Genomic DNA, 23,706 nt, shown 5'->3' on the forward strand with positions numbered 1-23,706 from the left:
GAGGTAAAATAAAGATGTTTAAGAATTCAACTGTTTATACCCCTGAAACTACCCTAATGCGTATCAGCAACGACATGAGTATTTGCCAAAGTGATTACCCTTTAGATTGGTATCAAGAAGAATTTATTCCTTATGCTGAAGAATATCAGGCACTACCTGACCGTAAACTCACAACAGTGCTGGAGTGGATGACTCCATACATGAAAAAAGCCCAAGATCATTTTGGCGATAAATTACTATTACTCGCGCACTATTACATGGGTGGTGATATTGTCCGTTTAGTAGAACAATTTGGTGGTGTTATCGGCGACTCGTATCAACTCGCCTTAATGGCCGCTGAACGTCCGGAAAAATCCGTGATTATTGAATCGGCTGTACATTTCATGGCGGAATCAATCAGTATTCTCGCGAACAGCAACCAACAGGTTTATATTACCAACCCAAAATCAGGCTGCACCATGGAAATGCTTGCTAAAGACTTTATGGTGGAACCAGCCTTTCTTGATTTAAATGAACGTTATGGCGCAGAAAATATTTTGCCTGTTTGCTACATGAATACTTCGGGACGTGTTAAAGCCATGACTGGAGCCCAAGGTGGAGCAGTATGTACGAGTTCCAATGTGAAAAAAATATTCCAATGGGCGCAAAAGCAAAATAAGAAAATACTCTTTATCCCCGATCAGCACATGGGGGAAAACGTTGCCTATTGGCTTGGGATCAAAAACCTAGCCTACTGGCCAGGTGGAACTGCTGGAGCCCAGTATTCATTGGCCGCCCAGGACAGCAAAACGCTGAAGCAATTTGATGATTCAGAATTGATTCTGTTTGCCAGCCAATGCGCAGTACACACCTACTACCAGCCTGAAATGTGTGACTATTGGCATAGTAAGTCTTACACCACCATCGTGCATCCCGAGTGCCGCAACTCCGTAATTCGTGTAGCCAAGCACTCAGGCTCCACTGCATTTATTTGGGATTATGTTGTGAATGATCGCGCCAATACCAAACGCTATGCCATTGGCACTGAAAACCACATGGTGGAAAACCTAAAACAACATTGCAAAAGTTTAGGAATTGACGTAGTCAATTTAGCCGAAGCACCAAAAGCTGATGATGAAAAAGGAATAGGGTGTGGCTGTGCTACCATGTCACGTAATGACGCGCCCCATTTAGTGGCCTTAGTCGATTTGTTAAGGCAAGGAAAAACTATGTCTTACAATGAAGTAAATGCAGGAGATGTAGTAAATGAATTTACAGGAACCCGCAACCGCTTGCCAGTAAATGATCAACAGTGGGTTATTGAAAATGCGAAAAAATCATTACAAATGATGATCGATATTACAGAAGACAGAATTTAATCCTCTCTTATTAAATTAACGTATCCTAAAACCAAAGGATACGTTAATTTATTTAAAATGCCCCTGCAATATGTAGAGCCATAAAGCTGACTCTATGACCTCTTATCCTAGTCACCTCAAAAGAGAATATGATTATGAATTTTGCCTATAGTTAAGGACGTAACTTCCCATCAAAAATTTTATCTGGACTCATAGAATAATTTTAACCCTCCCTTAAAAGGGATAATTTCAATTCAATATCTTGAGGGAAAAAGATAAGTATTTATATAAACGTAGTCGGGTTGGCTGCAACCAGACTACGCTAAGCAGACCACTGCAAATCGTGATGGATATTTTGGAGAAAAAAAGCAACAACTGCTTGATGGGTCTCAGTTCGCCAACTAACAATTGGTTCAATGATTCCTTTCGCTAACTTCCCTTCTCGCTGCAAAAATTGAAAGGTATCAATAAAAGCCAAAGCGGCTTGATCGTTTACCCGCACATTAATTTCTACTAAATTTTTGCCATGAACTTTTAATGCTTCTGCGGCAGCAATCGCAAAAGAGCTTTTAAAATTAACCTCATCAATTGATGCATTAATGGATAAAGAACAAATGCCCTTCCCTTCCAGAGCATCGAGTCGTTTAATAAAACCTGTGACTAACTCTTGGTGTTTTAAATTGGTATACGCCCGTCCTAAATTCAATTGCAATGCGTGCAAATTCTTTTCTTGAGCAACCTCTAAGATTTCTATCATCGCTTTATCTGTCAATTTGGAGTGAAGGTTGTTACTATCAAATAGTTTAATTATCAATGTATTATCAATTACCCCAAGCAAGCCTTCCTGCTGCATACAATCAAACTTCTTATGCTTATCCAACTGTAAAAAATACTGCAACGCCTTTTCACTCCGTTGCTGCTCAATAAATTGCTCATTACACTGTTCAGCAATATATTCATTTTGAATTTGTTGTAAAGCAAGTAAATGTTCAGGATATTCCACATAAAGCCCCAAACCATTAGTAAGCACCAACTTGTTTGAATAGCCGTAAGCAAAATTAGTTTCAGCACTAAAATAAGGACAGTCTGGATTAAGTAAATGAGGTAACGTGCGATTGAATCCATAAATACCATCAGCCTCCGCCACAACCGTTAATTGCTCTAAGTTATCTGGATAAAGTCCTTTAATTTGTTGAAAGATACTGCGCTGAATCACCTGATCATTAATAGAAACCGAAAAAGCTTTAATGAACAACGATTGAAATTGAATGTTTTGTGCCAGCAGCCACTCATAGGGATTTGACTCATGGCCAAGATGATGCTGCACATAATAGATCGTTTTAAGCTCGTCGTTACAAAGCCCCACAATTTTATAAACTCCATCTTCGAGTTTAGATACTTGCAGCAGCTCCATACCACACAAAGTTCTCAGGCGAACTAATAATAAGGCTCCAACTCTATTTTGAAAGGGATCGGAGTTAAAGGACACATCCAATCGATTAAAAGTTTGTAATATATTGGTATAATCATATCCATATCCCCAAAAGCCCATTCCTTGAGACAAATTGGGGATTTTTTCTAACTGTGATAAATCGGCATAATTTAATTCTGGATTTGCAGAAAATAAAGGGTGTTCATCAATTAAAATAAACTCATTCACTTTGGGAAAAAGTAATATTGGATATACTACGTCTGAACCGGAACAAGGATATAAAAGTGGTCCCTGCACTTCAATTTCTGCTGCAGTTAAGAAATGCTCCATCCCTGAACTGGCAAGTTGCTCATCTTTGCCTACAGTTAACTGATTAATGTGTTGAACCAACAACCGCCCTTCCTCAGGGATAGATAGCATAAACAAAACTCCCAAATAACCTTTTAGAACAGTTTATGTTTGCTCTAAAATATTTTATTTGGGACCATTATATGGCAAATGTGGTTAAAAATAAATCCATTTGTTTATTTTAATGCACGCGCGTTAAAACTCTGCGACAAAAAACTGACATTCATCAACACCTTGCGTGCAGACATACCCACCCAAAGTTCTAATCCAACTATAGTCTGCTGGAGCAGGAATCTTGGTAAGTGCCTGTAGCCAAATTGAATAATCACCAAGAGAGTTTCGATAGGTGCAAACCACGCCTTGCCCATACTGAGCCACTAAAATATTTGCACGCACAAAACGAGTCCCCTCCTCTCCTTGCGGTGGATGCTGTGAGTAAGGATTAACAACCCAAGGAGCAGGCGGCTCCCCCCACTGCAATGAGCTTGTCCCCGGATCAGGACAAGTCATGGCCAAACCAATCGAACTCCACATGATAAGGGCCAGTCCCGAAAATAAATAATTAGTTTTCATCCTATGCCTTAATTTATCTAATATTTTTTAGAATTATATACCAAAACCCATTGTGGGAATCTATTTCTTTGTTATAATGGCCGCCATAGTGCCTGGGTGGCGGAATTGGTAGACGCGCCGGATTCAAAATCCGGTGGTGGTGACACCGTGTGGGTTCGAGTCCCACCCTAGGTACCATATCTTTTTTTTCTTATTATTTTTTTAAAATTTAATTTAACGCTTCTATTTTCTCGATTAAGTAAGCCTCTTGATTCACTTACTTCCGCACCAATCCTAAGTACTTGCACCAACCAAGCCTGCAGCACATAGTTAATCATCAACAGACTTAAATCGCCAAGCTGGCATAGGTCGAGCCCATGGCCCGACTACGCTCCTCACTTCGTCAAATTAAATTGCCTTTCTTGTTTAGGAAAGAGCCCTAATAGCTCACAGCACGTATACATCGCACGCTGAATTGGCCAAATTTAACATTAGGATATTGTTCAGAAACGGGGCCTGGACGAAACACCTGATACCATGCACTCCCCAATGGGGTCGATGATGATTCTGTTGAACTCCAGTAAAATTGATTGGTTTGTAAATTCCCAACAAAACCAAGTAAAAATAAATTGGTGGTTATATTTTCTGTACTGGAGCCACAACCAGCATCAATTCCTCCACCATAAATACCTAATTGGCAAATGGCTGGCAAAAACCAAGTTCCTGGGGATACACTTCCGCTATTATCCGTGGTGATTCGGTAACATAAACCTTCGGCATAATAATCAGTTGAAACCGGGGCACCACTAATTATAGAGTTATAATAAATAAAAATATTTTCTGAATTACAAGCCCCATCACTCCCTCCATTACAATTTTGCTGGCCACTGTATTGAGTAGCCGTTTGCCCTGAAGGTTCTGTTGCATTAGGAATAGGTATTGTACTTGTTGACGTTTCACCAATTCCCCAAAGACTCGTATAATCCGTATCCCCACTAATCCCCGTAGAACTCCAAATAACGGGTGAGCCAGCAGCATCATTAGTATCCACCACATAAGCTGTGGAGCTATCTGGAATAGAAAATACTAAATAACCATACATGGAAAATGCTAAGGCCATAGGTGTCGACACATTAAAATTATCCGCAGTAAAAATTATGCCTCCTTGAGCTAAATAGGGGGTCGTTGTATTTGACGCAATATTGACTGTACAGGTCCCAAATCCGTTAAGAACAGGACAAGTCGTACTTGTCACACCAGTCCATCCGGTAGATGATAAATCAATGCCCACATTAGTTAGGGTATCTGCTGTCAAATTAGTTACTGTAATATCAATACCTAGAGAATCATTAACCGGAACTATTGCAGTGGAAGGTACAGATAACGATAGGGAAACAACAGAAACACTTGCAGACACTAAATTTGTATTGTGCCCTTTTATTGAAATAGTACTAGCTGGCAATACACTATTTGCTGTAAGTGTAATCGTGCAAGTACCTCCAGGAGCCACTGAGTTGCAATTAGTATAACTTGCACTAATAGCTCCCCCAGTACCACTTAGATCAACAGTGATCGCCTCGGCATTAATGGATGATGAGGCGCTGTTTACCACAGAAATAGTCTGTACATTCCCAGGTGAAGTGGTAGTCATGTTTAACGATGATGGAGAGGCACTAATAAGTGCGACCGGGGGATTACAATTAATTGCTTGCATATCAAAATAAACGGGAGCAGTATTATTTCCTTTAATAGCAACGTTTGCTACTAAAAACATTATTCCAATATTGGTGTAAAAAGAAATGTTACAACTGGCCCCAGGAAGTAATCGTGCGGGACATTTATTATTGGATACCACATAAGCCAAGAAATTGCTGTCGGCAGAAAATGCTCTAATATTTTGTGCCACAATTTTGGAGGTATTAGTAATCGTTATTGAACCAGGTTGCGATAAACATGAGAGCTGTTGTGCAATAGTCACTGAGCAGGCTCCCACTCCCCTATTACAAGGGATCATAGTCTTAGCATCTGGCTGGTCTATTTGAAGCATCAATTCAGGAAGCATTGAAGCAAGAGCGTGCACTCCTCCAGAAAAACATAGCAAAATAGAAAAAAATAAATAATGGATTGTTATTTTTCTTTTCAATATATTCATATGCTTGCGTAAAATAGAATGGGTTTGAAGATATAAATTAATCCGCTGATAATGCCCTAAACTAAATTTCATTCCAAATATTTTATGTTGACGCTGATAATGCACTAAATCCTCCTTTTCCTCACGAATTAATCATGGTCCCATACGATTTTCACTTAAATATCATAGAGACAATTACCATGTAGCACAACATTGTAGATACTCTCTCAAACCAAACTACATAGGTAAATCCTAACTTTTTGATAAATTTTCTTAGCCCTACTGACATTCACCAATAAGCTACGGTTTTCAAGTCGATAATAATTTTGTTGTAAAGAATATAAATACGGCTATCATGAGTAAGAATATTAATAACAAAGAAAGAAGGAGTTTCCGGTGAGCCATTTATTAAAAGGAGTTTTTTTAGCTTGTAGTTTTATTTATTCTATGAGTAGCTTTGCGAATACAGATGCAGAGATACCGCTTCTTGGGAAGACAATGACTCAGGCGAAACAGCAAGAAATGTCTCCTAAACAAGCATTGCAACGTTTAAAAGAAGGTAATCAACGTTTTTTAAATAATAAGCTTGTTACTAGAGACTATTTAAAACAAGCCTATCAATCTTCTTATGGTCAATATCCCTTTGCTGTAGTGTTGAATTGCATGGATTCACGTAGTGTTCCTGAGTTTCTTTTTGATCAAGGCTTGGCTGATTTATTTACCTTGCGTGTAGCCGGAAATATAGTCAATGACGATATTTTAGGAAGTATGGAATTTGCAACTAAAGCTGCAGGTGCTCGTTTAATTGTCGTATTGGCTCATACTTCTTGTGGTGCAGTTGCTGGCGCATGTAATGGAGTGAAACTAGGCCACTTGACTGATGTTTTAGATAAAATTCATCCAGCAGTGGAAATGACCATGAAAGCAGAAGATAATAAGAATTGTTCAGATCCCAAATTAGTAGATGCAATTGCCCGGGCTAATGCATTAAACATGGTAAAAGATATCCAAGAAAAAAGCCCCATCCTCAAGGCGTTAGTGGAAAATAACAAAGTAGGCATTGTTGCGGGGATTCATGATATTAAAACAGGACAAGTAACCTTCTTTGAAGAAGGACGTTCGGTTCCGAAATCTTGATCGACTGCGACAAGAAATACTCCCCGCACGAAATGATACTCCATGTACCGCACTTATTCCTGAGGCCTCAGGGTCAAGCTGCGGTAATTCGTGCGGTTTATTTTAGGCCCGTGCCTTTCGAAATTGCTTCCCGTTTACAGTCTACGACTATAATATTGAACAACATGCCCCCGACATTGCCGCAACGGGAATTCCGTAAAAATACCTTATCCTAAATATTCATACTATTTTTTACTAAGATTAATACAAGGAAGATCATATTGAGGCGGGAATCATGCCGACGATTACATTAAACACTGATGGGCGTGCCGTATCTCCTGAGAATTTCGCTACTGGAACCTATCGTTCAACAACCATCGCACTAACAGAGGGTGGCCGAGGAGGAACATCAATAGAGGTGCCTGTTCAAGGTTCCCGGGTTTTATCTGCAACGGATGGAGGATGCCTTTGGAGCAACTCTTTTCAATCATGCTTTCCCGTCATATTTAAATACACTAATGGTGATATTGGATTGTATCATGCAAATCATGGGGCAATAGACAATGTCATGGCGTTACTCGACTTACTCAATAAACCAGGAATTCAGGAAATTCAGCTCTTTAGCAAACCACGCACGGATAGCCAAAATAAAGTAGGCATGCTTTCCAAAAACCTAAGCAAACATTTTCTAGGCAAGGAAGGCGCCCCCATAATAAATGTTGCCGATGATTTTAATTATGGTGTCGCTGCCTGTTATAAAACAGCGGATAGGCAACCTATTATCTTAGTCGGCGAAAGTGGTGCTGGTAATGAGATGGCTGTGAATAAAGAGGGCTGCACCAATCAAGATGATGTCACTATCCCATGTCGTTTTCAACTGGCCTCCATTCGTCATCCACTTTCTACGGCCAGTACTCCCACAGCAAGTAGCTCTTCATCATCTCATATCGAGGCCCAACGGCAAATTAGGACTGAACTAATTGAATTTAAGGACCAATCTAAAAAATTACCAGAGCCTGACGGTGAGCCCAGCCCATCGGCTAAAAAATCTTATTAACCTGCTCTTGCTGGCGAAATGAAAACCTTGATGACGTTGTGCTACATCAAGGCTACGGTTTTCTTGTAAATTGAGATTGTTCGGCTGCTATTCATCAAAAAATGAAACTTCACCAGAGGTGGTGTCATATAAACCACCGATAATTTTAATGCTTTTTTTGCTGAGTAACTCCCTTAGGATACTGCTTTTCTCTAAAATCATTTTTATGCTGTTATCTACATTAATTTTGGCCACTTCCGTGACATACGCAGAATTGCCACCATTTCGATTTTCTTTAAAAGAGCTTTCTTGCTCGATTGCAGGTGTGATCTTATCTAAAAGCTGCGTTAAATATCCTAATTGAGCCTCATCACAAGCCCCTTTTATTGCGCCACAATTGGTATGACCAAGTACAACAATTAATTTAGAGCCTGCGATTTTGCAGGCAAATTCCAAACTTCCAATAATGTCGTCATTCACAATATTTCCGGCAATCCGAATACTAAAAATATCACCAAGACCTTGGTCAAATATAAATTCGGCAGGAGTTCGGGAATCAATACAACTTAAAATTGAAGCAAAAGGGAATTGCTCTTTAGCAGTTTCATTCACTTGTTGTAGAAGATTGCGGTTATATCGCAAATTATTTATGAACCGCTCATTTCCCTTTTTAAGTAAATCAATAGCTTGGTCTGGAGTTATTTTACTCAGATCTTCTTTACTAATTGTTTTCATAAAAACACTCCATGTTCGTTATTCCTCAAAGTTCAATACAAATGCTCCAAATAGCATTAAGAACTAAGTTAATCCCCACAAAACACTATATGTCCAAAATATCGACACACATAACCAAAGTTTAATATAAAAATTCAATAACTCAAGGATAGGAATACACTTTCACAGGTTTAGGCCAACAGATTTATAACGACTTAGTACTCAAATTAGACATACCAACGTTCTGTGATAGTATTTAATTTATCGACTGTATAACCGAACAGCTCCCGATAACATGGAGTTAGTCTCAAAAGGATTTCGGAGATGAAAAAAGCTTTTCTTATCGTAATGATTTCATGGTTTATTTTTCCTGCATGGGCAGCAAGTCCTGATGTTGTTACTTTTGGAGTCTATCCTATTAGCATTTATGATGTTGACCCAGCAAATGGCACATTCAGCATTAGTTATTATGCCTGGTGGCGAACTACAGATAAAAACTATAATCCAACCAAAAGTATTGAAGTTGTAAATGCTCGTGACTATTCATATAAATTTGGTGGTAAAGGCAAAGTGGGTAATGAGTATTTTACGTACGCCCATTATTACGCCAAAATACATCAGCCTTGGAATAGTAAATATTTTCCATTTGGACGACAATTTTTAACAATCAAAATGGAGGATTTTGCAGATGAGAATAAGGTGATTTTTGAACCTGATTACCCAGAATCAAAACTTCATTCTGAATTCACCATGCCAGGTTGGAACATTATTGGCTTAAGCCTAATGAAATCTGTTACTCATTATGCAACTAATTTCGGTAATGCCTCTATTGATAGCAGCCCCTATGCCCGGCTTAGTTTTATTATTGAAGTGAAGCGCAACGGATGGAAACTGTATATTAGTTATTTTATTGGTTTCTTTATGGCTGGCATTTTAGCACATTTGGTATATATGATGAGTTCATTACCTTTTGCCGCCCGGGCAACCGTATTTATAGGATCAGTTGTTGCGTTTATCGGGAATAAATACATCATTGACCCAAGATTACCGCCAAGTCCAAGTTATGGTCTTGCAGATGCCATCCAAATGATAACTTTTTTGGTAATTATCATTTCTATTTTGGCTTCTATTGGCCTCGAACTTAAATATCAGGATGAAAAAAAGCGGGCCTCAGTTTCTTTAACAATTGGAGCCATTAGCTTAATAATTTATGTGGTGTACATTATTATTTATACTTGGATAGCAGTTGCCTCATAGAGCCATGCCCATTTCGTCATTGCAAAAATGCTTGAACAATGACGAAATGCCATTCAAGAAAGCTCCACCTAAAAAGGTTATATTAAATACAGAATGGATTATCATCACCATTAATTACGCTATTAAAATTATTACCCCGGCTTGAATACTTGCCCAGTAGACTTGATAACTAATTGGTAAAAATGCATAATGTTCACACAAAACACTTCTACATGCCAATTATTATGAACGCACTGAAAATTATACCCCCTATAGTACAAGTGGTTATTTTAACCTTATTGATAATGAAGGGAGCTATTTCTGGGGATGTTCATGTAGTTGGTAACATCAATCATGCAATAAAACCAGTTACCAATTCCTCGTTCAGCTATAGCAAACCGAATAACCCAAAAGTCATTCAATTACTGAAAATAGAGCTGTCCGATGAAGCTAAAAAATTGCTAGAGGCACGCGTTAAAGAGATCACCCGCGCTAATCCTCAGGCTTTATATTCATTGTTAGGTACCGAAACACCGCCAAGGGTTCAATTGGCCATGAATAATGTTCCCGTACTAGACCAAGGTCGACATGGAACATGCATCACCTTCGCCATGACTGGTGCGCTTGACGCCGTGATTGGGCGCGGAGATTACATTAGCCAATTGTGCCTTTTACAACTAGGCAATTACCTAGAACAACATGGATGGTTTGTACTGAGTGGTTGGGATGGCAATTTTCCTATTTCAGTAATAAATCAGATGGAACAGTATGGAATTATTAATAAAGAAAACCAAAGAAAAAATGGCTGTGGTGGCTTGACTGAATACCCCTCTTATTCGGATGAAAAACCTGAGTCTTTTATAGATCCGCAGCAATACAGCACCATGAATGAGTTAATCTTCGGAAAAATAGTGAACTGGTCTAATATCTATTGGAGACTGAGTTCTACCCGGACCTTAAATGAGGTGAAAGAAGCACTCCGCGCAGGCGACAGATCCGTTTTTTCGATCATGCTACCACGCCTTGACCTAGGTACTGTAGGTGCTGTTGGAAATTATAAAACAAAGAATGATACTTGGTTAGTCACATCAGATATCTTACTCGGCTTAACAAATATACAAGCATCACATGGGCTGATTATTACCGGTTACGATGATAATGCGGTTGCAATTGATAATTACGGGGAGAAACACACGGGATTGTTAACATTACGTAACTCTTGGGGGAATGATTATGGAGATAATGGTGAGTTTTATATGTCCTACGATTATTTTAAATTACTAACCTTTGATGTACGACGTTTTTCGCCCAATTAGGGGTAGGAAATAAAATAAATTACGGTACAGAAATATGTTTTTAATGAAGGCTCCATAGTCAATATGGCCATGGCAATACAACCTGGAAGGCCAGCTATTTTTTCTCTATACAAGAAAACGAGATTAGAGATTATCCATCCTACACGGTTAGGAAGCTAAAACAACTTATTTATCACAAGCTTTTATTTTTAATGCAAGTTCTAATATTTTCGATTGCTTTAATAACAGCCTATATGGTCTTAGGCAGATTAAAAGATAGTCCTGCGCGCATGGCTAGACAGTTAACCCGCCGTTGTCACTGTCGATTGTTATTTGTGCTTGCTAGCGTGTTGATAAACTCACAATGATATTTTGAATGCAAATCAGACATGTCTGAATCGTTTAATTTTGTTTTTTTTAATTCTTCGGCATACCATTCGTTGACGTCCTGTTTCAGTTTTCTGCTAAACTCCATTAATAATGCTTTTTTGTATTCTTTATTGTTATTTTCCGCAGAAAAAAAACGAGGATCACTAATTGATGTGATAAATATATGTTCAGGAGCATTCCCATTTAATAAATCATTAAGTCCAGAAAAAAAGAGTTTTACTTTTTCATGAGATGGATAAAATTTTTGTCCTATATAATCAGTATAAGTTTTGTTATATTCGAGTGCCACTTTCAATTGGAAAAAAAAGGCTTTAACTGAAGCAACACCAGCTTCATGTGAACGGTTGACCAAATTCGTTAATCGAATAAAAATGTAATCTTTGGAGGTTTCATATATACCTAATTGCGTCTCCGTAAACATATTGCTCCTTAAACTGGTAAAATATAATTACAAATGAGCTCTAATACTCTCTTCATCACTCTCATCTAGGCCTGAATCTTTCTTTTGAGCATGAAGTTGTGTTTTCATTTTAGAAAAGCTTTCCTTTACCGTACTCGATACTACAACAGGATCAACAACTAAGGGCTCACCTGCCAACTCATCACTTAACATGACATCTTGTTCAAGTTGTTTTTTACCTGACATTTCACCTTGCATTCTTTGTAAAGCACTCATTTCACATTTCATTTGAGCTGCCTGTATATCTCGGTTAATCCCTTGTATTTGCTGATAAAACTCAGGAAATTCGCGTGCCATTAGTTCTTTAGCTTTTGAGCTCTTACAATTATTCAAGAGTGTAGCAAAACCTTGAGGTATCTGATTGTTAGCTAGTGCTGCAGCCCCAGCCTCTGCAGTGGTTATGCCCCCTTTAGTTAACATACTTATTTGACTTTCGAGTTTCTCAAGAAAGCCCACCAAGAGCTCACAGGTTTCTGCGGCTACTTTGTCTTGTTTACTTTTTCCTGTGTTTGTTTTTTGTATCTCTTTTAGTACATCTTTCATATGCCCTAGTTGTAACTTAGGATCTTTCGGGTCATCAAGTTTAACTTTAATTTCATCTTCATAATGTTTAATCCGAGATTTGCAGTGCTCTATATATGCTTTGTGAAAGCCTTTATCGAAATCGGCTTTAAACTCTTTTTCTAACACTTTGGGCGGAGTTCCTTGAAAACTTTCCTTAAATCCTTGAGCTAAAACTCGATCTTTCACCCAATCTTTAAACTTAGCATTAAACTCTGCTTGAATTGCCTTTCCTTCTTCGGCGGTTAGCGTTTTAAATGTTTTTCCCTGTGCTTCAAGTTCGTATTCTTTGAGGCGTGTGAAACTCTCTAAATGATTCTCCTCAAACTCTCTATCTAATCCTAAACCGCCCGCGGTTATAGTCTCCTGAACTTTTTTCTCAAGTGCTGCCTCGAACTCTTTTTTATGTACTATTGCAATATGTTCCTGAAGCTGCTTTCCATAATTTGCACTATAACTTCCCCACTTTTCTTTCACATAAGCATCATAATAACCATTCTTTCCTTGTTTATAATCAGTTTCTGTTTGCTGCCGCACTTCTGTAAACTGATCTCTTAATGGTGCTCTCACCATTTCGCTTTGTGCATAACTTAGCGCATTCAATACATTATTCATCTGCCCCATCAAAAATTGCTTTTTGGCAGGGTCTTGGGTGGTCATTTCTAGAATTTGCATTGATTCTTTTATTGCTTTAACCTTTTGCGCAAGAATCTCCTGAGGATTTTCGACTCCCCCTGTTTTAAGAGCATTATGCAATCGTGTTAAATCCTCAACGCTTGTTTTAATGTTCAATACGTGCTTATTGTAGATAGCTATATTTTTAGTGTGCGCTATCCCAAGCTGCTTTTTACGACCAATTTCAAAGACCGATTCAATTGAATTCGACAGCGTAGTTAAAGCATGCATATCACCTTGTCTTAATAATTCAGGGACTTTTATTGGCTTAGGCATAATGAACCTCTAAACTGACATTCCATAAGAAGTGGAATACATCAACCCATAAGAATTATTATAGAGCATATTGATTTTTTTTGACACAAAGAAGCATGCTAAGACGTTTAACAGTCTGTGCAGAATTTATAACTTCTCATCACTGTGACTCATAGTCAATCAACCCACAACAATCCTTCATTAAAGATTGATTCTAGATTGCTGCTCTTCGTGCACAATGCCGGCAAATTTTATATGAAGTTTTCCCGAGCTTTTGTCAGCAACTCCTGGAACCGTAGCAAATGTTTCTCCGTTGTAGCCTCAGTATGCAGAACAAACTTAGAAATAGTTAAGGCAAAAATTAATCGACGCATATCCCAAAGCGCGTCTTGAAATTCATCTATTTTCTTTTGTGTATCAGGGTTAAGTTTTTTCTCTAGCAATAAATTTTCAGAGCTTATCGCGATAGGAGCACAGTTTTTAATTACATTAGCCCGGAGTTTTTCAACAAAAATAAATGTATTTATATCTTCTGGTTTTGTTTTAATAACCTCTTGGACGCTATCTCTAAAAAAATTAAAAACCAGTCGCTGATGAAATAAATAAAGCTTTTGCGAATAATGATAGCTTTGAAATAAAAAATAATCCCCCACCAAGATAATTGCAATGCCAATTAAGGTGCAAATAGCACGGTTAACTACCATATCAAAGGGGCCTTCCTGTGAATTACTCTCTGAGGTTTGTGCTAATAATAAAAAAATCATAATTGTCGTAAACAATACGCTAATATCATAGCGACGCGGATTTAAGGTGGAAACAGACAAGCCAACAAGGGCCAGAACAAACACTACGGAAACAAATCGGTAATTCATCTGCATTAAATAAATTAAAGGCAGTAAAATCGCGAGCGCAATAAAAGTTCCACTCATACGGTGGATGGCCCTTCTCGTAATTAACCCTGGCTCAATCCCTGCACTCACAACTAACACAGTAAGTAAAACCCAAAATTTATGTGGGATAGTTGAAAATAAATAAATAAACATGGCAATCATAAACATGCTCGCTAAGTGAGTAAACCGAGCATAATCAAGCCTTTTTCTCATTTGCGCTGTAGATAACATAATTTATCCCAGTGAATAAAAACTTGCTTTAAACAACGACAAATATAATGTTGTAACTGCGTTTCTGCTAAGGTAGTCATTCTTGGCAAACCGCAGGGAGCATAGGTATTCATATTAAGACGAAGTAATTCAAAATTTGCTTGTATATCATGCCAAAATGCCACATTCTTATCCTCATAATAAAGGCTATCCAAACAATGCTGGATATTACGCAAATTAACCGCAATACGATAAGCTTGTCTTCGGTATTTTGGAGGAATTAACTTACGGTAATTACGTGCCATTCCTAAGTGCTGTATCTCTAATGCTGAACTTTTCTTTTCTTTTCTAATCGCATAATCAATCCCCTCTTGGAGGCAATGAATAAACTTTTGCACCGCCTTATTCCAGATCCACAAATAATTTGTTGGATAAATTTTGAGGCAAATAAATGCAGTTAGCATGGCCAATAAGGTTGAAGAAATAAAGGTGTATGCGACTTGAATACTTCCTAAAGGCACAGTGCTTAAAACTACCGTCCCATTAACCAATAGCAGCATGGTTAAGTTCTTTAGTGCATAAAAATACTTTAGGATTGAAAAATAAGTAAGTGCCAAAACCAGCACAGAGAAAAAGAAAAAAGTCCCTTTAAAGGGGTAAACCAGATAAAAAGACACACTAATTAATATGAGTGCGATGGTTATAAAAACTAATAAGCGCTCTTTTTCTGGGTAAGAGTCCAAGGCTGGTGCTTCATAAAAAGCAATCACCAAAAAAGGAATAATATAACTTTGAAAATTAGATGGTTGAAATAACCAATACACGTAGGTCGCGACGGTGGCAAGAAAAAGTGCTTTAGGGAGAACGACCCTTTGTGCACCATAAGGATCATATTCCTCAAGCCATTCTTTAAACCCTGATGTAAACATAAGCACTGCTGCCAAGACGAAGTGGGTATTTAGGATCAGGATCAGTGATGCGAATAATTACTGGCAAACGCTGAGGCAATAGAATCCATTGATTTTCATTAGTAACATTTTGCAATTGCGTGCGGGGATCAACCAATTGGCGGTTAGCAGACCAATAGTCTGATTCAATGATTCCATGAAAGACTTTTCGTCCTAAATACATTCTGGGAAACACCACCACCTTAGAGCCTTTGCGTACTGAACTTAAATCTGTTTCGTTAAAGTTTGCTTGAATATAGATATTCTCGGTATCAACTAAAGAAAATAAGGGTTGATTGATGTTTACTGGAGTGCCCACTGTAAAAAATAAATTTTGTACTACCCCATTCCCTTGAGCATAAACATCGGTGAGGTTTAGATTCACTTTTGCATTTCGTAAACGTGCGCTAATCGATTGAATTTCACTTTCTTGACCTTGAATTTGATATTTATCAATGTCTAACTGCTTTAGAGACGCTTCCCAACGATTTTTAGCAGCCATGGTTTCTTGTTCAGAATTTTGTAGCGTAATTAAGGAAACGGAACGTAAGCGATATCCTTTTCGGTATTTTTCATCATCTTGTTTTAGTTTAATGTAATTTCGCTCTTCATTGCGGCTAAGCCTCAGATCACGTTCATAGGTTGCCTTAAAAGCCGCCAATTTCGCTTCGCCACTTGCTAAGTCCGCAATAAATTGATCATGAGCATAAGCATAAGGTCTTTTAAATACAGTGAAAAGCTTCTGTCCTTTTTGAACTACATCACCATTTTGCACATAAAGCCCAGTGATGTAACCGCTAGTGAGTGCCGCAACTGGGCGAACGTTATTCATCACAAAGGCATTATCTGTAAAGGGAAATAAAAACGAAAAAAGATAAATAAATGTGGTGAAAATACCAATAAAAATAATAGTATTCGCCAAAGTAACCCAACGCTTGGCCCGTGAAAGACGTTGCTTAAATTGGCTACGCAGCTTGGTAAAATTGATCATATCCCTCTCAAATAATTTCTTTTTATTGGCATTGTCTAGTTGCTTGCAAACAAACTACACTATTTTTACTTTTCTGCGCTTGGCTTAATCGCATAGCCTCCGGCTAAATCCTGGTATAAAACAACCAAGGAGATAGCTAGCTCTAACTTAGCCTGGTTTGTTCTAAGTGCTAAGTTATCTAAATAAATTTTACTTTGTAATAACTCTTTATACGAAATTAACCCTGTATTTAACAAGCCCTGTTGTAATTTATATTTACGGCGATATTCACTTTCTGCGTATACGTAGGCATTAAATTGTTCATTCATGCGCTTATTGGCTGAATAATCAGTATCTACCTCGCGCAAAATTCGTTTGGCTGTTTTATAAAGTTCCGCTAATTGAGCCTGCTGCGCGCCCTTACTACTGGCAACTTTTCCTAAAGAACTTGGTATTAAATCCCAGTCCGCATAGGCATCAGTCACATTGGCCGATACCCCACCTGGTAGATGTATCCGTCCCACCAAATCATCCAGTTGTAATGCGGGAAAAAAATCACTCCAAGCAACCCACTCACTGGCACGAGCTCCCTTTAATGCATAGATGGCCATGTGCATGTCCGGGCGATTATTAAGCACTGTAGCCGGAAGGCTACCTGGTTTAAAACGGGAAAAATCGAGTTTTGCGAAATTATTTTTATTTTTTATTCGCCCTGGATTTTCATTAATTAAAAACCGCAGTGCATTTTCACTATACACCATGTTATGTAAAGCGGGTTCAATTTGAGCCGCAATCAAACGTTCATCAGATTGCAATTGCGCTAATACAATATCATTGTCTAAACCAATTTTAATATCGTACTCACTTAACGTGATGAGCGTTTTAAGATCCTTATTTAACTGCTGTAAAAGCCTGATCTGTTCTTGTTGAGACATGAGGGTAAAATAAGCGGACGCTATTTGCCCAATAACCGTCAAACGAGCTCCGTCAACTGCCGCACGGTGAAATTCTACGTTATAGCGAGCCTCTTTTCCTTGGGTATACAGCTTCATCATATTCAAAGCATAGTATGGCCAAATACCATAAAAACCTCCGGGAACACCCAATGCAGGATTTGTTGAATATCCCGCTAATAATTGAATGGTAGGAATCCAACTCAGTTTGACTCGCAACAATTCCCCGCGCGCCTGCTGCAAATTTCCTAAAGCGATATGGATGTCCATGTTGTAACGCAAACCAGCCTCAATCAAACGATTCAATTCTTCGTCATGAAATTGTTGCCACCATGCAAGGCACGGTAAATTATTTAAAGGTTTGTAAGCTTTTGTACTGGAGGGAAATTGCTTTGGCGCAACGACTTGCTGCTTTACTCCCTTACCACAGCCCCATAATCCTATTAGTATGGAGATTAAGAATAGTATTTTTTTTATCATTAATTAAGTTACTGATGTTTATTAAAATAATGCTGCATTCATCATTGTAAGTTTAGTTCTAGGGAGTGTCTAGGGCTTTCTTGTGTAGCTATATTGGTGCTCGATTAAATACTAGCTATCACTAAAAATGGACGGAAAATTTTCATCACCTATACTGTAGTTAAATAATAACGTTTTTCATCTTAGGATCTAAAATGGACCATTCATGGAAAGAGCAATTAAATCAGCAATTAGAAAAACATATTAACTCCCAAAAATTCGTTAATGCCCTCTCGATGAGTTATTGCGAGCAACACACGGTTGAAGAGGCCACAAGCGATATATTACTGCTTGATCAGTTATCCGCTCAGCGTTCAACAATTATCAATTTCTATGAGTCAACCCTTTCCGAATATCCCTTGCATGTGAAAATTTATCGCTTTGGTCCCCCTATTCCTTTATCAGATATCCTCCCCATGCTAGAAAATATGGGATTGCGTACCTATACTGAACGCCCTTATAAGATTGTTCTTAATGAGCAACAATATTGGATTAGTGACTTTAATGTTACCTCAACCCACAGTAACGCCCTTGCTATTGAGCAACTTCAAAACATTTTTAGTGATGCCTTACTGCAAATAGCTAGTGGTGCTTGCGAAGATGATGGGTTTAATAAATTGGTCTTGGGCGCAGGATTATCCTGGCGTGAGCTGAACATCATTCGTGCGTACGCAAAATACATGCATCAAGTAGGATTTCGCTTCAGTCAGCAATACCTAGAAAAAATTATTGATACACATGCATCGATTGCCAAAATGCTCATTCAACTATTTTCTTTTAAATTTAGCCTGGAACAAAATGCCGAAATTAAAAAATCCATGGCGCAATTAGAGCATGAAATTCAAACCAGCATCGATGAAATTAGCAGCTTGGACGAAGATTATATTATTCGTTATTTCTGGTCTTTAGTTAAAGCGACCCTGCGCACCAATTATTTCCAAAACGCCAATGGGCATTTAAAAGAATATTTATCATTTAAACTGGATTCAGCAAAAGTTCCTGACTTACCACCGGGTCAACCCATGTATGAAATTTATGTGTACTCTCCCCGTTTTGAAGGCATCCATTTACGTAGCACCAAAGTATCGCGTGGGGGGATCCGCTGGTCTGAACGACCTGAAGATTTTCGCACAGAAATTCTTGGTCTAATGAAAGCGCAGAAAGTCAAAAACTCTGTAATTGTACCCTCTGGGGCCAAGGGCGGTTTTATTTTAAAACGCCTAGACAGCATTTCCGACCGTGAGCAAATCAAGAAGGAAGTTATTGACTGTTATAAATTATTTATCCACGGTCTTCTTGATCTCACCGATAATCTTATTGAAGATAAAGTCGTTTCACCTGCTAATACCGTTTGTTATGATGAGGCAGATCCTTATTTAGTAGTAGCCGCTGATAAGGGAACAGCAACCTTTTCCGATATCGCCAATGGTATTTCTAAAGAGTTTAATTTCTGGTTGGGTGATGCCTTTGCCTCAGGTGGTTCTGCAGGTTATGACCATAAGAGAATGGGGATTACCGCCCGTGGAGCTTGGGAATCAATTAAACGGCATTTTCGTGAATTGGATATTAACTTCGCAGAACAAGAATTCACCGTAGTTGGTGTTGGGGATATGAGTGGTGATGTATTTGGAAATGGGCTTACTTACTCCAGAAATAGTCGCCTCCTCGCTGCATTTGATCATCGTCATATATTCCTTGATCCTAATCCTGATGCACGTACATCATTTGATGAACGAGTACGTCTCTTTAATCTACCCACCTCCTCTTGGGAGGATTATACTCCAGAGCTCATTTCCACTGGCGGGGGAGTGTACCGACGTACTCTCAAGTCGATTCCACTTTCTCCTGAAATAAAACGGGCGCTGGACATCAGCCAGAACTCATTGCCACCCAATGAACTCATTAAGGCCATCTTAAGAGCCCCCGTTGATTTATTATTCAATGGTGGTATTGGTACTTACGTTAAGGCATCAACTGAATCAAACATGGATGTTGGGGACAAGACCAATGAATTTTGCCGCATTAATGGTAGTGAATTGCGGTGTAAGGTCGTAGGTGAAGGAGGTAACCTCGGATTTACGCAACTTGGTCGTGTAGAGTATGCGCTAAATGGCGGTCATATTAATACGGATTCGATTGATAATTCAGCAGGAGTGAATTGTTCCGACCACGAAGTGAATATAAAAATCTTGTTGAATAAGGAAATAAATCAAGGGCATCTCACTGAAGAAAAACGCAATCAAGACCTCTTTCAAATGACGGAAGAAGTTGCCCAACTGGTACTGGAAGATAACTATAATCAAGCACTGGTTCTCGGTTTTTCTGCCGCAAATACTGTATTGTATAGTGGCCTATATCAATCTTATATCAAAGAACTGGAAAAATTAGTAAATTTGGATAGAACAGTTGAGTTTCTCCCTGATGATAAGAAACTCTTGGAACGCAAAGCATCCGGCCAAGGGTTAACGCGCCCAGAACTGTCAATTCTTATGGCTTATACCAAAATTTACATCACCGGGGAGTTATTAAAATCAGATTTACCCGATGATCCCTATTTTCTCGCCACTATGGAAGCTGGCTTTCCATCACTGCTAACAAAGCTTTATGCGAAACAGATGGAAAAACACCGCTTACGACGTGAAATTATTGCTACTCAATTAAGCAATCAGATCGTAAACACCGTAGGAATTACGTTTATGTATCGTTTGCAAAGAGAAACAGGCATGTCAATCGCTGATATTGCTCGTGCCTACACCTTAGCAGCTAAAGCTTATGGTCTGCAAGAATTGCATGAACTAATTGATTCGCTGAACTATAAGGTATCCGTGCAAACTCAGTATGAATTGCTGCATCATGTGCGCCAGCTCATGAATTTATCATCCCGTTGGTTCTTGCACCATGGGCGACTACATGGAGATCTCGCGAGTAATATTGAGCACTACAAACAATCGATTAATAAACTTGAAACCATGATTCCCTATTTAATGGCTGGAATTACTAAAGATTATTTAGATAAACTGGTTGCCCAATTTGTAGGGATTGGGATTGCTGAAGAAACTGCGAAGAAAATTGCCGCTACGCGCGCGCTGTATACCACATTAAACGTAGTCGAGGTAGCCACCCAAAATAAATTTGATTTAGAACGAACTGCCGAAGTGTATTTTACTATAGGTAGTAAATTTAATTTAGTTTGGTTTCGCGATCAGATTGCAACAGATTCTCGTGAGGGGCATTGGAATAGTTTGGCACGAGTTTCCTTACGCGAAGATTTAGATAACTTACAACGTCGTATCACGATCGCCATTTTAAAAGAAGATCAAACGCCACTTAAAGCGGATGAGTTAATTGATTTCTGGTTGTCTAAGAATACCTTCATAAAAAATCGCTGGGAGCAGCTATTAGAAATGCTATTCAGCAGTCAAGAAGTTGACTACACTCAATTTTTTATCGCCTTACGCGAGTTAGCAACTTTAATTAGCCGGGAATCTTAGTGACTGTAGACCAGAAAGTAGGAACGGAATTTTCTATGGAAGTGATTCGGCTTATTAAAGCGATTCCAGAGGGAAAAGTTGCCACTTATGGGTTAATTGCTGGACTTGCCGGAAGTCCTCGTGCAGCACGTCAGGTGGGGTGGCTTTTACATTCAGGCACGCAAAAACACCAACTCCCCTGGCATCGCGTCATCAAATCAAATGGGCAACTCGCATTTCCTCAGCACAGCGAAGCATATGAGTATCAGAAAGGACTGCTGGAGATGGAAGGTATTGTGATGCTTGGTGGACGTGTGGATTTGAAGCGGTATCTTTGGTCTATGGACAGTTAAGAGTTATATTTAAATTGTAGGTTGGGCCCATAGCCCAACCTACAGCTCTTATAAAAGTATAGTGTAACTACTTTTTGAAATTACTTAAAACAGCCTCGGCATCCATTACGCCACCAACATGAGTACGGTACAATTTTATTTTCATAAATGTTGTTGGAATTTCTACAGTTACCCATTGCCCACCGGAAATAGTTGTCGTACTTGTAGTGGTTGTATTATGGCGACGATGACGATGGTGCTCAGAAGTCGAGTCCATTGTGGTAGTTTCAGTTATCGGTGTTTGATAGGTTCTTTTATTTACTGTTGATGCAGAATCAAGAATCTTAAAATAGCGATAACCGTTCATTTTGGTTAATTCAGCAGAACGTCTTAGCGCATATTGATAAGCTTGATCGCGACTTGTGTATTCATTCCCTAAAAACTTTACCGTATAAGTATCATCATTTAAGCGGAAATCTTCAAATCCTCCCGATAAAGACATTGGGTGGTAACCTGTAGCACAACTAACAAGTAGTAATAAAACAGGAATAATGGCAATAAATTTTTTCATTTTTTTCTCACAGTAACGTCTTTAGAACAATGTTATTAGTACATCTACTCACATATATTATTATGACAATGCAAACTAGGATAGCGATTGGTACTATAATGTTGATGCACATGCACCTGTGGTCTTGGATAATTTGGATAATAATGAGGTTGAATTCGATGATGGTGGTGATGTCGGCGTTTATGGTGATGGTGATAATTACCCCAGGCATACAGAAGATTAGAAGAACTAAAAAGACCAATAAACACACTTACTAACAATATTCTTAATTTCATTAGGAACCCCTAAACAAAATTGATAAAATTTAACTTGTTAACACCAGTTTCGTTTTTTATTTAGACTTCATGAACCCATAAAAAACCAAATGATCATATTTGGTTCATTGGAAAGCGGATACTAAGCGATCCTTAGTTTTTAATGAAAAATTAGTAGGAAAAGTTAAAATGACCGATTCGCCTTTACCAAAGCGATTAAAAGAAGCCCGTATTGCCGTAGGAATATCACAAAAACAATTAGGCATTGCTGCCGGAATAGATGAGTTTTCAGCCAGTCCTCGTATCAATCAATATGAAACCGGAAAACATTCTCCCGATTTTTCCACCTTAAAAAGAATCGCAAAAGTATTGTCCGTTCCCACTGCATATTTTTATGCGGAAGAAGATGATTTGGCAAAAAAAATTAAATTATTCCTCTAGCACCACGGGTACCCCGACACCAAGCATCAAATGGCAATCCAGTACCGATGGAATTACATGAATTGACATTTCAGGAGCAAATTCAAGCACGTATACTACGTATTTTGGTGACGAGCGATAATGGTACACAATATAAGGCTATATTTACTAACCGTATTGGTCAGGCAATCAGTAATGCAGCCCTATTAACTGTGAGTCAACCACCACCGGTACTTGTCAGCGTAATGAGTGATGTACCACCAATAGGACCGATAGCAAATGGCGGCACAACAAACGACGCCCCTACATTCAATGGAACCGCAACGGTTGGTTCTGTCATCACCGCGTATGATAACGGCATCCCTGTGGGCACGTTACCACAGATAGTGGTGGTAATTGGACCTTTATACCATTAGCGTTAAATGAAGGTGGGCATTCCTTCACCTTTCCCCGCGACTAATACTGCTGGCAATGTTTCTCTACCCACAGCGCTATTTAGCTTTACAGTAGATAGGTCAGAGGCTATAGCGCCTGATACACCAACTCTTGTCGCTGTAGTTAGTCATGTAACTTTTGCTTAGTTTGCTGAATTCACATAGCCCGGGGTGGACAACCGTGGTAATACGGTTTTG

21 protein-coding genes and 1 tRNA gene are annotated in these 23,706 nt (G+C 38.7%); 10 read left to right on the forward strand and 12 right to left on the reverse strand.

Annotated elements, in window-relative coordinates; all coding sequences use genetic code 11:
• The first annotated feature begins 14 nt into the window (after positions 1 to 14).
• Positions 15 to 1,358 carry a quinolinate synthase NadA gene (gene nadA / locus E1P08_RS04230; protein ID WP_133135745.1) on the forward strand — a complete coding sequence of 448 codons (1,344 nt, stop codon included), beginning with the start codon at positions 15 to 17 and terminating at the stop codon, positions 1,356 to 1,358.
• Positions 1,359 to 1,659: 301 nt separating this feature from the next.
• On the opposite strand, the gene E1P08_RS04235 is transcribed toward nadA, so the two are convergent.
• Together E1P08_RS04235 and E1P08_RS04240 are read right to left on the reverse strand one after the other, a co-directional pair.
• Positions 1,660 to 3,189, reverse strand: coding sequence for a hypothetical protein (locus tag E1P08_RS04235; RefSeq protein WP_133135746.1), 1,530 nt, complete (start codon positions 3,187 to 3,189; stop codon positions 1,660 to 1,662).
• A 123-nt stretch (positions 3,190 to 3,312) separates the two neighbouring features.
• Complete coding sequence (locus E1P08_RS04240; RefSeq protein WP_133135747.1) at positions 3,313 to 3,690, reverse strand: DUF3757 domain-containing protein; 378 nt, start codon at positions 3,688 to 3,690, stop codon at positions 3,313 to 3,315.
• 90 nt (positions 3,691 to 3,780) lie between these two features.
• On the opposite strand from E1P08_RS04240, the gene E1P08_RS04245 reads away from it, so the two are divergent.
• Positions 3,781 to 3,867, forward strand: a tRNA-Leu gene (locus E1P08_RS04245).
• Positions 3,868 to 4,108: 241 nt separating this feature from the next.
• On the opposite strand, the gene E1P08_RS04250 is transcribed toward E1P08_RS04245, so the two are convergent.
• A complete protein-coding gene (locus E1P08_RS04250) occupies positions 4,109 to 5,926 on the reverse strand; it encodes a hypothetical protein (protein WP_133135748.1) in 1,818 nt (605 codons plus the stop codon).
• Between the two features lie 321 nt (positions 5,927 to 6,247).
• Here E1P08_RS04250 and E1P08_RS04255 point away from each other — a divergent pair, with 321 nt between their 5' ends.
• A complete protein-coding gene (locus E1P08_RS04255) occupies positions 6,248 to 6,937 on the forward strand; it encodes a carbonic anhydrase family protein (RefSeq protein WP_133135998.1) in 690 nt (229 codons plus the stop codon).
• 274 nt (positions 6,938 to 7,211) lie between these two features.
• Positions 7,212 to 7,973 (forward strand): hypothetical protein, encoded by a 762-nt coding sequence (locus E1P08_RS04260; protein WP_133135749.1) that lies wholly within the window; start codon positions 7,212 to 7,214, stop codon positions 7,971 to 7,973.
• 87 nt (positions 7,974 to 8,060) lie between these two features.
• Here the strand turns inward: E1P08_RS04260 and E1P08_RS04265 are convergent, their stop codons facing one another.
• Positions 8,061 to 8,687: a carbonic anhydrase family protein gene (locus tag E1P08_RS04265; protein ID WP_133135750.1), complete on the reverse strand. Its 627-nt coding sequence runs from the start codon at positions 8,685 to 8,687 to the stop codon at positions 8,061 to 8,063.
• 303 nt (positions 8,688 to 8,990) lie between these two features.
• Here E1P08_RS04265 and E1P08_RS04270 point away from each other — a divergent pair, with 303 nt between their 5' ends.
• Positions 8,991 to 9,923 (forward strand): ligand-gated ion channel, encoded by a 933-nt coding sequence (locus E1P08_RS04270; RefSeq protein WP_133135751.1) that lies wholly within the window; start codon positions 8,991 to 8,993, stop codon positions 9,921 to 9,923.
• 224 nt (positions 9,924 to 10,147) lie between these two features.
• The gene (locus tag E1P08_RS04275) at positions 10,148 to 11,218 is read left to right on the forward strand and encodes a C1 family peptidase (RefSeq protein WP_133135752.1); all 1,071 of its coding nucleotides are present in this window, start codon (positions 10,148 to 10,150) and stop codon (positions 11,216 to 11,218) included.
• Positions 11,219 to 11,513: 295 nt separating this feature from the next.
• Here E1P08_RS04275 and E1P08_RS04280 read toward each other — a convergent pair whose 3' ends face one another.
• The 6 genes from E1P08_RS04280 to E1P08_RS04305 form a co-directional block, all read right to left on the reverse strand.
• Positions 11,514 to 12,008 (reverse strand): hypothetical protein, encoded by a 495-nt coding sequence (locus E1P08_RS04280; RefSeq protein WP_133135753.1) that lies wholly within the window; start codon positions 12,006 to 12,008, stop codon positions 11,514 to 11,516.
• Between the two features lie 27 nt (positions 12,009 to 12,035).
• On the reverse strand, positions 12,036 to 13,559 hold the full coding sequence (locus E1P08_RS04285; RefSeq protein ID WP_133135754.1) for a hypothetical protein: 1,524 nt from the start codon (positions 13,557 to 13,559) through the stop codon (positions 12,036 to 12,038).
• A gap of 230 nt (positions 13,560 to 13,789) precedes the next feature.
• A complete protein-coding gene (locus E1P08_RS04290) occupies positions 13,790 to 14,659 on the reverse strand; it encodes an FUSC family protein (RefSeq protein ID WP_133135755.1) in 870 nt (289 codons plus the stop codon).
• On the reverse strand, positions 14,638 to 15,567 hold the full coding sequence (locus E1P08_RS04295; RefSeq protein ID WP_133135756.1) for a hypothetical protein: 930 nt from the start codon (positions 15,565 to 15,567) through the stop codon (positions 14,638 to 14,640). Before E1P08_RS04295 ends, E1P08_RS04290 begins: the two co-directional genes overlap by 22 nt.
• Positions 15,548 to 16,576 (reverse strand): HlyD family secretion protein, encoded by a 1,029-nt coding sequence (locus E1P08_RS04300; protein ID WP_133135757.1) that lies wholly within the window; start codon positions 16,574 to 16,576, stop codon positions 15,548 to 15,550. Before E1P08_RS04300 ends, E1P08_RS04295 begins: the two co-directional genes overlap by 20 nt.
• Positions 16,577 to 16,641: 65 nt before the next feature.
• Positions 16,642 to 17,988: a TolC family protein gene (locus E1P08_RS04305; RefSeq protein ID WP_133135758.1), complete on the reverse strand. Its 1,347-nt coding sequence runs from the start codon at positions 17,986 to 17,988 to the stop codon at positions 16,642 to 16,644.
• Positions 17,989 to 18,182: 194 nt separating this feature from the next.
• Here E1P08_RS04305 and E1P08_RS04310 point away from each other — a divergent pair, with 194 nt between their 5' ends.
• Together E1P08_RS04310 and E1P08_RS04315 are read left to right on the forward strand one after the other, a co-directional pair.
• Positions 18,183 to 21,518 (forward strand): NAD-glutamate dehydrogenase, encoded by a 3,336-nt coding sequence (locus E1P08_RS04310; RefSeq protein ID WP_133135759.1) that lies wholly within the window; start codon positions 18,183 to 18,185, stop codon positions 21,516 to 21,518.
• Positions 21,518 to 21,850 (forward strand): MGMT family protein, encoded by a 333-nt coding sequence (locus E1P08_RS04315; RefSeq protein WP_242602364.1) that lies wholly within the window; start codon positions 21,518 to 21,520, stop codon positions 21,848 to 21,850. The genes E1P08_RS04310 and E1P08_RS04315 overlap by 1 nt, the downstream gene beginning before the upstream one ends.
• A 67-nt stretch (positions 21,851 to 21,917) precedes the next feature.
• Here E1P08_RS04315 and E1P08_RS04320 read toward each other — a convergent pair whose 3' ends face one another.
• Both E1P08_RS04320 and E1P08_RS04325 read right to left on the reverse strand, forming a co-directional pair.
• Positions 21,918 to 22,400 carry a CC0125/CC1285 family lipoprotein gene (locus E1P08_RS04320; protein ID WP_133135760.1) on the reverse strand — a complete coding sequence of 161 codons (483 nt, stop codon included), beginning with the start codon at positions 22,398 to 22,400 and terminating at the stop codon, positions 21,918 to 21,920.
• A 44-nt stretch (positions 22,401 to 22,444) separates the two neighbouring features.
• A complete protein-coding gene (locus E1P08_RS04325; protein ID WP_133135761.1) occupies positions 22,445 to 22,675 on the reverse strand; it encodes a hypothetical protein in 231 nt (76 codons plus the stop codon).
• 168 nt (positions 22,676 to 22,843) lie between these two features.
• On the opposite strand from E1P08_RS04325, the gene E1P08_RS04330 reads away from it, so the two are divergent.
• Positions 22,844 to 23,095 (forward strand): helix-turn-helix domain-containing protein, encoded by a 252-nt coding sequence (locus E1P08_RS04330; protein WP_133135762.1) that lies wholly within the window; start codon positions 22,844 to 22,846, stop codon positions 23,093 to 23,095.
• A gap of 47 nt (positions 23,096 to 23,142) precedes the next feature.
• Complete coding sequence (locus E1P08_RS04335; protein WP_133135763.1) at positions 23,143 to 23,490, forward strand: hypothetical protein; 348 nt, start codon at positions 23,143 to 23,145, stop codon at positions 23,488 to 23,490.
• Positions 23,491 to 23,706: the final 216 nt, after the last annotated feature.

Source organism: Legionella rowbothamii, from assembly GCF_900639985.1.
Classification (GTDB): domain Bacteria; phylum Pseudomonadota; class Gammaproteobacteria; order Legionellales; family Legionellaceae; genus Legionella; species Legionella rowbothamii.